The sequence below is a fragment of the Corynebacterium sp. LK31 genome (assembly GCF_014335015.1).
GTDB classification, from domain to species: domain Bacteria; phylum Actinomycetota; class Actinomycetes; order Mycobacteriales; family Mycobacteriaceae; genus Corynebacterium; species Corynebacterium jeikeium_D.
In genome coordinates this window covers 147,871-162,005 of record NZ_PDGW01000006.1, presented here as the reverse complement: position 1 = coordinate 162,005, position 14,135 = coordinate 147,871, and the positions used below count along the sequence as shown (strand labels likewise).

10 protein-coding genes are annotated in these 14,135 nt (G+C 57.9%); 5 read left to right on the top strand and 5 right to left on the bottom strand.

Annotated features, from left to right (window positions below):
• Positions 1–41: 41 nt before the first annotated feature.
• Together CRD18_RS01120 and CRD18_RS01115 are read left to right on the top strand one after the other, a co-directional pair.
• Positions 42–716 carry a hypothetical protein gene (locus CRD18_RS01120; RefSeq protein ID WP_005511744.1) on the top strand — a complete coding sequence of 225 codons (675 nt, stop codon included), beginning with the start codon at positions 42–44 and terminating at the stop codon, positions 714–716.
• 8 nt (positions 717–724) lie between these two features.
• Entirely contained in the window at positions 725–1,324 is a 600-nt protein-coding gene (locus CRD18_RS01115; RefSeq protein ID WP_005511781.1) for a hypothetical protein, read from the top strand.
• Between the two features lie 140 nt (positions 1,325–1,464).
• On the opposite strand, the gene CRD18_RS01110 is transcribed toward CRD18_RS01115, so the two are convergent.
• The 3 genes from CRD18_RS01110 to CRD18_RS01100 form a co-directional block, all read right to left on the bottom strand.
• Entirely contained in the window at positions 1,465–2,118 is a 654-nt protein-coding gene (locus CRD18_RS01110) for a response regulator transcription factor (RefSeq protein WP_016421571.1), read from the bottom strand.
• A 133-nt stretch (positions 2,119–2,251) separates the two neighbouring features.
• Positions 2,252–3,358 (bottom strand): histidine kinase, encoded by a 1,107-nt coding sequence (locus tag CRD18_RS01105; protein ID WP_222867644.1) that lies wholly within the window; start codon positions 3,356–3,358, stop codon positions 2,252–2,254.
• Positions 3,359–3,621: 263 nt separating this feature from the next.
• Complete coding sequence (locus CRD18_RS01100; RefSeq protein ID WP_070767111.1) at positions 3,622–7,005, bottom strand: heterodisulfide reductase-related iron-sulfur binding cluster; 3,384 nt, start codon at positions 7,003–7,005, stop codon at positions 3,622–3,624.
• 373 nt (positions 7,006–7,378) lie between these two features.
• On the opposite strand from CRD18_RS01100, the gene adhP reads away from it, so the two are divergent.
• Entirely contained in the window at positions 7,379–8,440 is a 1,062-nt protein-coding gene (gene adhP, locus CRD18_RS01095) for an alcohol dehydrogenase AdhP (protein ID WP_070767112.1), read from the top strand.
• Positions 8,441–8,978: 538 nt separating this feature from the next.
• Here the strand turns inward: adhP and CRD18_RS01090 are convergent.
• The gene (locus CRD18_RS01090) at positions 8,979–9,755 is read right to left on the bottom strand and encodes an enoyl-CoA hydratase (RefSeq protein ID WP_101687927.1); all 777 of its coding nucleotides are present in this window, start codon (positions 9,753–9,755) and stop codon (positions 8,979–8,981) included.
• 246 nt (positions 9,756–10,001) lie between these two features.
• Between CRD18_RS01090 and CRD18_RS01085 the strand changes: the two genes are divergently transcribed.
• Positions 10,002–10,766, top strand: coding sequence for a cyclase family protein (locus tag CRD18_RS01085; RefSeq protein ID WP_049171735.1), 765 nt, complete (start codon positions 10,002–10,004; stop codon positions 10,764–10,766).
• A gap of 277 nt (positions 10,767–11,043) precedes the next feature.
• Here CRD18_RS01085 and CRD18_RS01080 read toward each other — a convergent pair whose 3' ends face one another.
• A complete protein-coding gene (locus CRD18_RS01080) occupies positions 11,044–11,775 on the bottom strand; it encodes a YcnI family protein (RefSeq protein WP_049171733.1) in 732 nt (243 codons plus the stop codon).
• Between the two features lie 518 nt (positions 11,776–12,293).
• Between CRD18_RS01080 and dnaK the strand changes: the two genes are divergently transcribed.
• Positions 12,294–14,135, top strand: coding sequence for a molecular chaperone DnaK (gene dnaK, locus CRD18_RS01075; protein ID WP_048734453.1), 1,842 nt, complete (start codon positions 12,294–12,296; stop codon positions 14,133–14,135).

Below are 14,135 nucleotides of genomic sequence, written 5' to 3'. Positions count from 1 at the left end.
GCCAGAGCCCCTAAAGCCTCGAAGCAGAAGGAAGTTTCTCCATGTTGAGCCTGAAAAAGAAGGCCCTGGCCTGCGCGGTGATGGGTGCAAGTCTTCTTGCACCAGGCATCGTCGGACAGGCCGCGGCGACCCCGCTGACCCAGACCCCTGACCAGGATGAGCACCACACCGGTTTCACCAATACGGATAAATGTGACCCGGTCAAGGATGCCAAGCGTCACCCCTGGGAACAGTGGATTACCGACGAATGGGACCGCTACAACGGCACTAACTCATTCACCAACCGCACTGACCGCCCGATTCAGTACACCCTCGAGGTGACAGAGGGAGTCAACGAGTCCGTAAAGGCCATGAGCTCCGGAAATATGTGGGACGTGTTCCTCCACGGGGTGAAGAACAAGTACGGCATCGTCGAGGTCAGTCAGTGGTCGGTTGGCGACAAGCTGGGCCCGGTGACCGTCAATCCCGGTGAGACCGTTCGCGCAGACTACGGCGTGCACATGAAGTCCTTCATTGGCCGTGTTCGCACCTGTGACCAGAAGACCGGCCTGTGGCGCGGTGAGCCCTACTTCGGTGAGTACAACGGCAAGGGGCCGTCGACTCGCTTCGTGGTCTGGCACAAGACCACCAAGGAGGGCGAGCACCGTCAGCAGTGGGCGCCTGTCAGCGGTAACTCCGGTGACGGCGGCCCGGCATCCGCCACGATTAACGACTAGGAGCAGTTATGAAAAAGCGTGTTGTCGCCATGTGCTTGACGACGGTCTTTGCGCTCGGACTCGGTGCTCCGACAGCGGTGGCTGCCCCGAATCCAGGAGCCGGTGAACCGTTCGCGCCGGAGGAGTGGGTACCAGTGCCCAAGCCGGCGGCAGTTGACCGCGGTCCGGCACCGGGAACCACTTGTGAAGCTCCGGGTTCGGTGGCTGAGTTCGTGGAAATCACCGGCTCTCGCTACGACGTTGAGGGCGTTGTCTCTACGAAGAATGACATCGGTGATGAGCCGATTCCGCTGACGCAGACCATCAAGGAGTCCAAGACCAAGAAGTGGTGGACCAATATCTCTGTCAGTGTGAAGGTCAGCAAGGAGCTCAACCGCAAGTACTCCTGGGAATACTCCCGAGAGATGGTTTGGAGCCTCGGGCAGAAGATCGGACCATACGAAGTGCGCAAGGGTGAAACTGGTCGTCTGAGCTGGGGATTCCTGGTTGACGAGTTCGCCGGACAGACAGTTCGCTGCAACGCCAACTCGAAGACGTGGGAGCCAATTGGGCGCAGCTACTTCGGTGTGGCTCCGCGCGAGCGACATGTCGAGGTGACGATCCAGTAGTTACACAGTTCTCTCTCCACACTCAGCACGGGTAAAAGGGGCATATTCGCGAAAGTGAATATGCCCCTTTTTGCTATCTATCTCGGGCCTGCAAAGGCTCAATTCAGAGCCGCTAACCGGCCAAATCTCAGAGCCCCTGGTTATTCTGCGGCAGCGGATGCCGGCGGGTGGAAGCCTGCGTCTATTGCTTTCAGCGCCAGGTCCAGGCGAGAGGTAGCTCCAAACTTATTGAACATGCTGGAGAGGTGCTTCTTGATAGTGCCCGGCGACTTGCCGAGTTCCTTGGCGATGTCGTGGTTTGACTTACCGCGGCAGATTAGGCCGAGAACCTCTCGCTCGGCTTGAGTGATCTTGTACGAGGAAATGTTGCGGGACGGCAGAGTTTTAATCAGCCGAGTCGCAGATATCGGCGAGATGACGGTGCCACCCTGGAAGACATCTTCAACTGTGCCAATGACAGATTCCGGGCGGGCAGTTTTGAGAATGTAGCCATTTCCGCCGAGACTCAAGATTTTCAGCATTGTTTCATCGGTATCAAATGAGGTGATAGCGATGAATTTCGGTGGATTCTCCACCTTCTTAATGCGCTCAAGTAGCTCAACGCCGTCCATGTTGGGCATATGAATATCGGTCAAAACTACGTCAACGCCACCACGGGCAATAATGTTGAGAGCCTCGTGGCCATCGCTGGCTTCATCGACCACGGTGATATGCGGTGCCTTCTTGAAATAGGTTCGCAGCGTCGAGAGTACGAGTGGGTCGTCGTCGACAATGAGAACCTTAATGTCAGACATCCGCGAACCTTTCATAGAAGTTATAAAAACCGAACAATATCTGTCATCGTGTGATATTACTACGCTAACCAGGACTTTTCGAGAGATATCTTCGTCACAGGCGGCTACTACATCAATCTTACGCTAGCGTAACCTACTGGTTGGTAGGTGGCATGTGGAGTTTGCAATTCCACACATTTCCTTCTCGTTCTGACGTGATGGAACCGTCCCACGGTCGCACTCGCCGATGCAGTGAGGAAAGCCCCAAACCGCTCGAGAGCATCGCCCGCGGCAGAAAATGCGGTAGCGCCTTCGATATCTGATTGCTGATGTCGAGCGTGAAGCCATCTTCCTCATTGCTCAGCGCCAGAATGTGAACGTTCGTTTGCGGTTCGCCGTACTTCTGAATGTTCGTGCAGAACTCCGACAGCGCCGGCGAGATAACCTCTGAAATCTGCGTCAAAGAGGGCTCGGTTTCAATCTTCGTGGCCAGCGAAACGTTAAACCCAGCTTCCTGCAGTTCATCCTTGGCCTGTTGGAGCACCTTGTTCATGCTGGGAACTCGCTCATCCTGGCCGATAGCTGAGGTCAAAGAACTCTCGTCGTCAGCTGATTTCAGCAATGAAAGCAACTGGCGAAGCTGTAGCAGGCCTTCTCGGGAGGTCTCTGCGATGTCCTCCAGGGATTCTTCAAGTTTTTCATCGGACCCTTCTCGCTCGATGGCGAGCGCCTGCGCCAGCATGGTTACGCGAGTAAAGGACTTGGCGGTGGAGTCGTGCAGTACGGTCGCCAACTCAAGGCGTTGTTCTTCCAGAGCGCGGTTAGATTCAATCGTTGCCCGCCGGCGTTGTTCTTTGTAGCGGCTGCGCATCATGCCGATGGCGTAGGCAATCACAAAAAGCAGTGTTGTCACAAAGGTCGCGACATGGTCGCGTGCGAAAGTACTTGTGTTTACGTCGTAGTTTGAAATCACCAACAACAGCAACGCAGTGATTCTCGCCGGCATCTTGTTGTTGTTAGCACGCATCACTTCCACGATGAGAAGCGCGCAGAAAATCTGCATTGGAGCCTGCTCTGTGGGAAGGAAAGTCAACGCCAAGAAATTCGCTGGGACAACCACCATGGCAAAGAGCGGCAAATACGTCGCCACTGCAACAAGAATGACCTGAAGGCCACCGATAATGGTCGGCAACAATAGATCAGAGTTGCTCTCGCGGAAAATTAGCGCATCGAGAGCAGTGAGGATCAGCGCAATGACCATCTCCACTGACCCCGGAGTCCTCAGAAAGCCCCTTATCTGTGACAGCGATTTCTTAATCACTACGCCAAGACCTCTTTCCACACCACAACGCGGTCATCTCTAACGGGATGCAGTAATCAATATGCAGTAATCAATATATTGTCAGTGCGGTTGAGAGTGCCATTTGCATGATTAATGCCGTGGCGCAGGGGTCGTCGTAAAGCACAAAAAATCCGCCCGGGAAGAATAACCTCTCGGGCGGATTTTTGCTTACTTAGCGAGTGCTACTTACGACGCGCCGATCCTGGCAGCGGAACTCCGTGCTGGTTGCGCGGAAGGTTCTTAGCGCTTGCCGACGGCGCCTGCGTCTCCTCGGCTGGGGCCTCAGTGGCCTGCTCGGTGGAGGCGGCATCTTCCGCCGACTGCTGTTCAGTAACCTCTGGCTGCGCCGGAGCCTGCTCTGCCACTGGCTGAGCAGGAGCCTCCTGAGCTTCGGTTTCCTCTGCTGCCGGGGCAGGGGTGCTAGCGACTGGCTTGGCCTTGCGTGCGCCACCCGGGATTGGAGCGCCCTTGCGTGCGCCGCCCGGAACCGGAGCACCGGATGCGGTCTTCGGCTGCTCAGCTGCTGGCTGGTCAGCTGCTGGCTGCTCGGACTCGGTGGCCGCTACTTCAGCAGCGGTGTCCTCGGCGGGAGCGGTTTCCTCGGCCTTCGGCTTGGCGGCCGGGGCTGCCTTCTTAGCACCACCTGGAACCGGGGCACCCTTGCGTGCGCCACCCGGAATCGGAGCGCCCTTGGTTGCCTTCGGAGCCTCAGCCGGAGCTTCGGTTTCTGCAGCTGCTGGCTCTGCCTGCGCGGCCGGCTTAGCGGCCTTGGCGCCGCCCGGAACTGGAGCGCCCTTCTTAGCGCCACCTGGAACCGGTGCGCCGGCCTTTGCTCCGCCTGGCTTCGGAGCGCCGCCCGGAGCTGGAGCACCCTTCTTGGCACCGCCTGGGGTCGGGGCGCCGCCCTTTGCACCACCTGGAACCGGGGCGCCGGCCTTGGCGCCGCCTGGCTTCGGAGCGCCACCCGGAGCAGGAGCACCCTTCTTGGCGCCACCCGGAGTTGGTGCGCCGGCCTTGGCACCGCCTGGCTTTGGAGCACCACCCGGAGTCGGAGCGCCCTTCTTGGCACCACCTGGGGTCGGTGCGCCGCCCTTGGCACCACCCGGCTTCGGAGCACCACCCGGAGTCGGAGCGCCACCCTTGGCGGCAGCGCCTGCAGCAGCACCAGCAGCTGCGGCACCAGCGCCGGCAGCGGAAGCCTTCTCTGCCTTCTTCTTCTCGGCAGCCTCAGCCTTCTTGCGCTTAGCTTCCTCTTCCTCGAGGCGCTGACGCTCTTCCTCTTCAGCCTTCTTCGGATCGACCCAGCCACGCTCCGGCTGCTCAATCCACTCCGGTTCGCGTGCCTGCGGCAGCTCGCCGTCGACCTTCACGGAGTCGCGGAGCATCTGGGCGATGTCCAGGACCTCCGGCTTCTTCTCGTCGTCCTCGATGACATTGTTGACGCCATCGTTCATCATCGTCTTACAGAACGGGCAGCCGATGGCAATTGCCTCAGCGCCGGTTCCGACAGCCTCTTCGGTGCGGTTTACGTTGATGCGCTGACCGATGGTCTCTTCCATCCACATGCGAGCGCCACCAGCACCACAGCAGAAGCCGGTGTTCTTATTACGTGGCATTTCGACGAGGTTGGCGCCGGACGCGCCAATCAGCTCACGCGGAGCTTCGAATACCTTGTTGTGGCGGCCCAGGAAGCATGGGTCGTGGTAGGTGACCTGGCGGCCCTGACCCGAAGCAACCGGCTGCAGGCGGTTAGCACGAACCAGCTTGTTCAGCAGCTGGGTGTGGTGGACAACTTCGTACTGTCCGCCCAGCTCCGGGTACTCGTTCTTGAAGGTGTTGAAGCAGTGCGCACAGGTGACGACAATCTTGCGCTGCTTAGGCGGCACACCGTCGAAGACCTCGTCGAGCTGCTCGATGTTCTGCTCAGCCAACATCTGGAAGAGGAATTCGTTACCAGCACGGCGAGCGGAGTCGCCAGTACAACCCTCGGCCTGGGAGAGCACAGCGTACTTCACACCTGCGGTGTAAAGCATCTCTGCAACAGCCTTGGTGGTCTTCTTCGCATTGTCGTCGTAAGCACCGGCACAACCGACCCAGAACAGGTACTCGGTATCGTCGAAGCTCTCGACATCCTCGCCCCAAATCGGGACAACGACGCCTTCCTTGCGGACCTCATTGATCCAGTCGGCGCGAGTGGAAGCGTTCTGGCCCCACGGGTTGCCCTTGGTCTCAAGGTTCTTGAACAGGCCAGCCAGCTCGGTCGGGAAGTCCGACTCCACCAGGACCTGGTAGCGACGCATATCAACGATGTGGTCGATGTGCTCAATGTCAACCGGGCACTGCTCAACACAGGCACCACAGTTGGTGCAGGACCACAGAACGTCCTGGTCGATGATGCCCTCGTCGCCGTCGCCAACCAGCGGCTTGGTCAGGAGTGCTGCGCCAGCACCTTCGCCCTCGCGAGCGGTTTCGATGGTCTCGCCAGCCAACAGGTACGGGGCAGAAGCGTAAGCGTGGTCACGCAGCTGGTTAACCAGCAGCTTCGGGGACAGCGGCTTGGAAGTGTTCCATGCCGGGCACTGCTCCTGGCAGCGACCACACTCGGTGCAGGAGGTGAAGTCCAGCAGAGCCTTCCAGGAGTGGTCGGTGACTACGCCGGTGCCCATGGAGTCAACCTCCGGGTCAGCCTCTTCCAGGTTCAGGATTTCGCCGTTAGAGGTCATCGGCTTAGCCCCAGCGAGGGCGTTGTAGCCGTCAGCGTTGCGCTTGAGCAGGATGTTGGCGAACGCCAGGAAGCGGTGCCATGCGACACCCCAAGTGAGGTTGCGGCCAACAACGAAGAGCCAGACCATACCGGACAGCAGCTTAATCAGCGCGAAGATGGACACCATGACTTCGGAGGCCGGCAGAATCTGTGCGATACCACCGGTGACGAAGTTCGCCCAGGTCCAGACCTCGGCGCCAGTGTTACCGTGGTCGCCGTAGGTAGCCAGCTTGGCAGCCTTGACGAACATCATGCCCAGGCCCTCGATGAGGACGACAGTCTCAACGAAGTAGGCAGCCTTGGCGTTGGAGCCGTAGAAGCGGCTCAGGCGCTCCTTGCCCAGGTTGGTCTGGCGGACGAGAATCAGTGCCAGGATGCCCAGGGTGGTGCCCAGACCGAGGATTTCGTCAATGAAGTGCCAGACCGTCCAGTCCTTCAGAAGAGGCCAACCGCCAGCGGGCCAGAAGGTCTGAATGTACGCCTCGAACCACACTAGGGAACCGAGGAGGAAGCCCACCATGACGAACCAGTGAGCCACAGCAACGCCGGGCTTCTTGGCCATCTTGGTGTGACCGACGATCTCTCGGATCATGGTCCAAATACGGGTTCCCCATTCACCGGTGTGACCGTACGTCTTTTGGCCCACCATGATGGTCTTCACCATATGGGTGAATCCCTTAATAAAGATGAACCAGCAGGGCAGGGACAACAGGACGCCAATAACGCCGACTGCGACGGTGAATCCAGTAGATTCCGGAATCGCCGTGTCAGCCGTCGCCGCGGCGAGGTTGAGCACGCTCATAATGTTCCTTCTAGGCTGGCTCAGCCAGGGTGATGGCTGAGTGAAAATAGTTCTCTTGTGAGTTGTATCACGAGCCACGGACGCGTACATAACTAACGCCGTAATTAGTGCTGAAATCATGGCTATGTGGTGTAACCTGCGCATTTTCGGCGATTTTCGCAACGAATGGGTTTCTTAATTCCGCCCGCTGATCATGCTCTAAATATATTCCATTAGAAAAATAAGGGTGTACAGGGTGGCGTGCGTCACTTTATGCTGACTTTTGCGCTCCACAGTTTTACAAACGAAACGAAATACGCTAATGCAAACTGTTTTCAAAAAGTGTGGGGTTGTACGTCAGTTGTTTTCCGACTAATCAAGGAGTTGATTGATCATGACCTCCGTGCAGTCAGACCGTGTCCGTTCCGGGCAATCCTCCCAGTTCACCGCCGCAGTTGTTGATGAATTTGGGCCAAACCTCAATGTTCGCGATGTCGATCTGCCAAAGCCGGGGCCGAATCAGGCGCTCGTGAAGTTGATTGCCTCCGGCGTCTGTCACACTGACTTGCATGCGACAGAGGGGGACTGGCCGGTCAAGCCGGAGCCGCCTTTCATTCCGGGGCATGAGGGAATCGGCGAGGTGGTCGAGCTTGGCCCTGGAAAGCATTCGGTCAGCGTGGGTGACATTGTCGGCAATGCATGGCTGTGGTCCGCGTGTGGTGACTGTGAGTACTGCCGGACCGGCCGCGAGACTCAGTGCAACGACGCCGAGTATGGCGGCTATACCCAGGACGGTTCCTTTGGCGAGTACATGCTGGTCGACACGCGGTATGCTGCTCGCATACCGGAGGGCGTGGACTACCTGGAGGCCGCGCCGATTCTCTGCGCCGGCGTGACTGTATATAAGGGCCTCAAGGTTTCCGAGACGAAGCCGGGGCAGTTTATGGTGGTTTCTGGCGTCGGTGGATTGGGGCATTTGGCGGTCCAATACGCCAAGGCGATGGGTATGCGCGTAATTGCCGTGGATATCGCGGAAGACAAACTCGACCACGCAAAGGAGTGGGGTGCCGAGTTCGTTGTGAACGCTAAGGATGAGGATCCGGTCCAGGCGGTTCAGGCCTATACCGATGGTGGGGCTCACGGCATTCTGGTCACTGCTGTCCATAGGGGTGCGTTCGGCCAGGCGCTTGGCATGGCGCGCCGCGATGGAACCATTGTTTTCAATGGCCTTCCGCCGGGGGAGTTCCCAGCGAGCGTGTTCGACATTGTCTTCCGCAATCTCACTATTCGTGGTTCGCTCGTCGGCACGCGTCAGGATATGGCCGAGGCTCTCGACTTCTACGCCCGCGGGCTGGTCAAGCCGACAGTTAAGGAGTGCTCGCTGCACGAAATTAACGATGTCTTCGAGCTGATGCGGCAGGGCAAGATTGATGGTCGCATGGCCATTCGCTACTAGTCCTAGGCTCTAGTCGGCGCCTCTATTTCTCGACCGCCCGTCTCATCTGGTCCGCAGATAGCCATACTCCGAAAAGGTCGCCGTCGGGTCTGAATCGCTTGCCGACGCTCACGTCAACGGGCACCGGTTCAAATCCGAAGGCTTCGACTGTTGCTCGTGCGGCCTCGAGGGCCGCAGGGTCTGTCGACATGACTGCAATCGCTCGGCGCGGTGCGCCCTCGGCGATCTCTTCCGGGGTTCGGTAATCGCTAATCAGTTCCTCGTAAGAGACGTGGTTTAGTGTCTTGGCGATGTGGGCCCCTGGGAATCGCTTGGCGAGGTCCGCCGTTGTTACGGACTCTGGGGAGTCGGTTCCGGTGGCCTCCCAGGGGGTGGTGGCGCTCTTGGCCCCGGGGTGGCCTCGCCTGCCCCCCCAGAAACATTTTTGCCAGCTTTTTGTAGGAAGTAGCGCCGAATTCGCGGTTACTTCCTACAAAAAGCTGGCAAAAAGTACTTGGGTCGCGCCGCCGCGCCTCGCACCCAACGCCGCCGCGCGCTCTTACGAGTTGGTGAAGTTTGCCTCGCGCTTTTCAGTGAAAGCGGCCATGCCTTCCTTCTGGTCATTGGAGGAGAACAGGGAGTGGAAGGTGCGACGCTCAAAGAGCAGTCCCTGCGACAGCGTCATTTCGTAGGCCTGGTTGATCTGTTCCTTAATCTGGGTAGTGGCAACCAGCGACTTCGACGCAATGGTGTCGGCGACCTTCAGGGCCTCGTCGAGAAGCGCTTCCGGCTCGACGACGCGGGCGACCAGACCCGCGCATTCAGCTTCTTCGGCGCCCATCATGCGGCCGGTGAGGCACATCTCCATTGCCTTAGCCTTGCCGATTGCGCGGGTGAGACGCTGCGAGCCGCCCATGCCCGGAGAGATACCGAGGTTGACTTCAGGCTGACCGAACTTGGCCTTAGCGCCAGCGATGATGAAGTCCGCCATCATAGCGACCTCGCAGCCACCGCCCAGGGCATAGCCATTGACGGCGGCGATAACTGGAGTGCGGACGGAAGTTAGAACGTCCCAACGTGCGAACCAGTCGGAGACGTACATCTCGGTGCCGGACTTCTCCGCCATCTCCTTGATATCCGCACCTGCGGCGAAGGCCTTTTCGGAGCCGGTAATGATAATCGCGCCGATGCCGGAGTCGCGGTCGAAGGAGGTAGCTGCGGCGCCGACCTCTTCCATGGTCTTGTGGTTCAGGGCATTCAGTGCCTTCGGGCGGTTTAGGGTGATAATGCCGACGCGACCTCGGGTTTCGGTAAGGATGTTTTCGTAGGTGGTCATTAGATACTCCTTTGGGATGGCTTGAGTTTGGTGAAAGTTGTGTATGTAGCCCGCAATTCCAAAATCTGAAGAACGTGGCTGCGGCTTGAAAAGTCTTTCCTGTATGCGAGGGTACCTGCGGTAGCGGGTGTCGTCAGGCTGTTTGAGCTGATAGGTGCAGGGTGGGGCGAGTTGGTGTCTTTTAGTGCTCGATGTGCCGGTGGCCATATTGGCTAACTAGACAGCTTTGTCTATATACTTCGCTTTATGTCGAACAAGAACACCGCAAACACGCACGAACTATGGGACATTGCTCGCAAGCTTCGGGAAAACCACACCTATGTTGACTTGACTCACGCGTTTCACGCCGGTCAGCCGAAATTCCCTGCGCTTCCCGACGAACAGCGAACACGGCTTTTCACCGTTGCTGAGCATGGATTTGAAATCGACCAGTATCAGTTTGTTGGCCAGTGGGGTACGCATGTGGATCCGCCTGTGCATTTCGTCCAAGAGACGAGAACTCTTGACAATATTGGCGTCGAGCAGATGATCCTGCCTTTGGTCGTCCTAGATTTCACTGCTGAAGTCGCTCGGGATAATGATTTCTCCCCTTCGATTGCTGATGTCGAGGCGTGGGAGGAACGCAATGGTTTGATTCCGGGCGGTGCATTTGTCGCATTTCGCAGTGACTGGTCAAAGCGGTGGCCTGACGCTGAGGCAATGGCCAATGCGGATGAAGAGGGCGTGACTCACTACCCAGGATGGAACGTTGAGGTTGTCGAATGGTTGATAGACAACCGTGGCGTTGTGGCGATTGGGCACGAGACCACTGATACGGACCCCGGCATCGTGGCTCATGGTGGCAGCTTGCCGACGGAACTCTATCTATTAGGGCGTGACCGATGGCAGATTGAACTTCTGGCTGGGCTCGACCAGGTGCCGGAAACGGGGGCTCTCGTGGTTGCCTCCTGGCCGAAGCCAAAGGATGGGACGGGGTTCCCAGCTCGAGTTTTTGCTGTTTTGCCAGTGTAATCCTCCCACTGCCTTCGAACGGTTTTCGAATACGCCATAAAGCTTCGCCTAACTCAATCCGAGCCTAGATGCGTGATTCAGCCGTCATTGTTTGAGAGCTTTGCATTGTCCGTTCACTGCGTCGACCGAAACGACGAGCCGACAGCACGGATTATCCTCCGGCGTGCATTGTCAAGATCGGCCGGCTCTATGTGCTCGCATGGGGTGAGCTCTGTGAAGGCATGGGCGGCAGTGCCGCGGTGAAGGCGGATTCCCGAGTGGCAATCCGCCTGTGGTCTTAACCTCGCTTACGCAGTGAAACTACCAATGCGGCAATACCGGTCAGCGCGCCCACGAGGCCGAGCCCCAGGCCCCAGCCGCCAAGCGTGCTGCTCGAATCCTCGCTGGTAGCAGCTGCGGAATGCTCCACGTCGTCTGAGCGGCTATCGCCGTGGTTTGTCTCGCTGGTGCCATGGTTGTGGCTGTGGTCGTGACCGTGGCTATGTTCATTGTCTTCCGACTTCTCAATCAGCTCCACAGTTGGAACCGGGTAGTCACTATCGTGGTCCTTTTCAGCCCAGTTCATCGAACCCTTTTCACAGGTTTGCAGCGTCGGCACCTCAACTGTCGACGGCTTTGCGTCATCAGCCACCTTCACGCTGAGCGTCAGAGAATCCTTCAGGTCCGACGGCAGTGGAGTCTTTGCGGTGTAGATGACCTTCTGCACCTTTTCATTCTTGCCAGAGCCGGTCGACTCCTTGGTGACATCCCAGTTCGCGTTCACGTTCGGCGTAACCTTTTCGAACTCCTCCGGGATGGTGAACTCGACCTTCGTCGTCGGCGAACCGTCGCAGCCATGGCCGACCCCGAAAGCCAGATCCGCGTAGCCGCCAATCGGGGCAGACGACGGGGTTGCATGCACATGTGCGGATGCAATGGCAGGGAAGGCGAGGGTTAGTGCGGCGCTTGCCGACGCTACTGCGAGCCCACGGAAAAAGGGGAAATGGTGTCGCTGTGCATTCTGAGGCACGAAAAACTCCTAAATAAGTGGGATGAATTCTTGGCTCAATCGCCCCGTAAATGGGGAGAATTTAGACATGTATTAGTGGAGCCGCCAGAGCTGATTCGGTGTCAGGCCATGGGGTAACAAGGGCATGGCCTGTTGATGAGCCGGTGGCTGCAAAACACGTCAGGGGATTAGTCGGTTCGCTGTGCAGGAAAGTTCCCAGGGCTAGTGCTAGGAAATTCTTTGTCCCCCTGGAGTCCAGAGGCAGGATTCTGTATAGAAAATTGCGCTGTCGGCTACCGTGAGTGGCTTTAGAGCATAGTCTTGTAAAAATCTTTTATCGCGGTGACCTGCGGTGATGACGGTTTTTTTAGAAAAGTTGAGTCGGGTTGGAATAACTTTGTCCCATAGTCCGTTGCATAGCATGACAAACATTGAGTCGGACACACTCAAGTTTGCTTGACAGATTTTCTACGGCAATGCAGACTTGAGCGCGTAAGACTTAAGGGCAATTCTTTTACTCTTCTAGAAAGGTGTTCATCATGGGACGCGCTGTTGGTATTGACTTGGGTACGACGAACTCCTGTGTCTCCGTCCTCGAGGGCGGCGAGGCTCAGGTGATTGCAAACGCTGAGGGTTCGCGCACCACTCCGTCGGTGGTTGCATTTGCAAAGAATGGTGAGGTCCTGGTTGGCCAGTCCGCTAAGAACCAGGCTGTCACTAACGTTGATCGCACTATTCGTTCGGTCAAGCGCCACATGGGTACTGACTGGAGCATCGAGATTGATGACAAGAAGTACACTCCGCAGGAGATTTCCGCTCGTACGCTGATGAAGCTGAAGCGCGACGCTGAGTCTTACCTGGGTGACGACGTCACTGATGCGGTTATTACCGTTCCGGCTTACTTCAACGACGCTGAGCGTCAGGCAACCAAGGAAGCGGGTCAGATTGCTGGCCTGAACGTCCTGCGCATTGTCAATGAGCCGACTGCTGCTGCACTTGCTTACGGTCTGGAGAAGTCCGACAAGGAGCAGACCATTCTGGTCTTCGACCTCGGTGGCGGTACCTTCGACGTCTCCCTGCTGGAGATCGGCGACGGTGTTGTTGAGGTTCGCGCAACTGCTGGTGACAACAAGCTCGGTGGCGATGACTGGGATCAGCGCATCGTTGACTGGTTGGTTGAGAAGTTCCAGTCCAGCAACGGCATTGACCTGACCAAGGACAAGATGGCTCTGCAGCGTCTGCGTGAGGCTGCTGAGAAGGCCAAGATTGAGCTGTCCTCCTCGCAGCAGGCATCTATCAACCTGCCGTACATCACCGTTGATGCTGACAAGAACCCGCTGTTCCTGGACGAGACCCTGTCCCGTACTGAGTTCCAGCGCATCACCTCTGATTTGCTTGACCGCACTCGTAAGCCGTTCCAGCAGGTCATTGCTGACGCTGATGTTTCGGTTTCCGACATTGACCACGTCGTGCTGGTCGGTGGTTCCACCCGTATGCCGGCAGTCTCCGAGCTGGTCAAGGAACTGACCGGTGGTCGTGAGCCGAACAAGGGCGTTAACCCGGACGAGGTTGTCGCAGTTGGTGCTGCTCTGCAGGCCGGCGTTCTGCGCGGTGAGGTCAAGGACGTGCTGCTGCTCGACGTCACCCCGCTGTCGCTGGGTATTGAGACCAAGGGCGGTGTCATGACCAAGCTGATCGAACGCAACACCACTATCCCGACCAAGCGTTCGGAGACCTTCACCACTGCTGAAGACAACCAGCCGAGCGTTCAGATTCAGGTCTTCCAGGGCGAGCGTGAGATGGCTGCAGCTAACAAGCTGCTGGGCTCTTTCGAGCTGGGCGGTATCGCTCCGGCACCGCGTGGTGTCCCGCAGATTGAGGTCACCTTCGACATCGACGCCAACGGCATTGTCCACGTCACCGCTAAGGACAAGGGCACTGGTAAGGAAAACACGATCACCATCCAGGACGGCTCCGGCCTCTCCAAGGAGGAGATCGACCAGATGATCAAGGACGCTGAGAAGCACGCTGACGAGGACAAGAAGCGCCGCGAGGAGCAGGAAGTCCGCAACTCGGCTGAGTCCATGGCTTACCAGACCCGCAAGTTCGCATCGGAGAACGAGGACAAGGTTTCCCAGGACATCCGCGACCGCGTTGAAGAGGCCGCCAAGGAAGTCGACGAGGCTCTGAAGGGCTCCGACATCGAGGCCATCAAGTCCGCCGTCGAGAAGCTGTCCACCGAGAGCCAGGAGATGGGTAAGGCTATCTACGAGGCTCAGGCAGCTGAGGGTGCAACCGCAGCCGAGGGTGCTGAGGCCGCTGACGCTGACGACAACGTCGTTGACGCTGAGGTCGTCGACGAGGACGAGAAGGACAAGTAA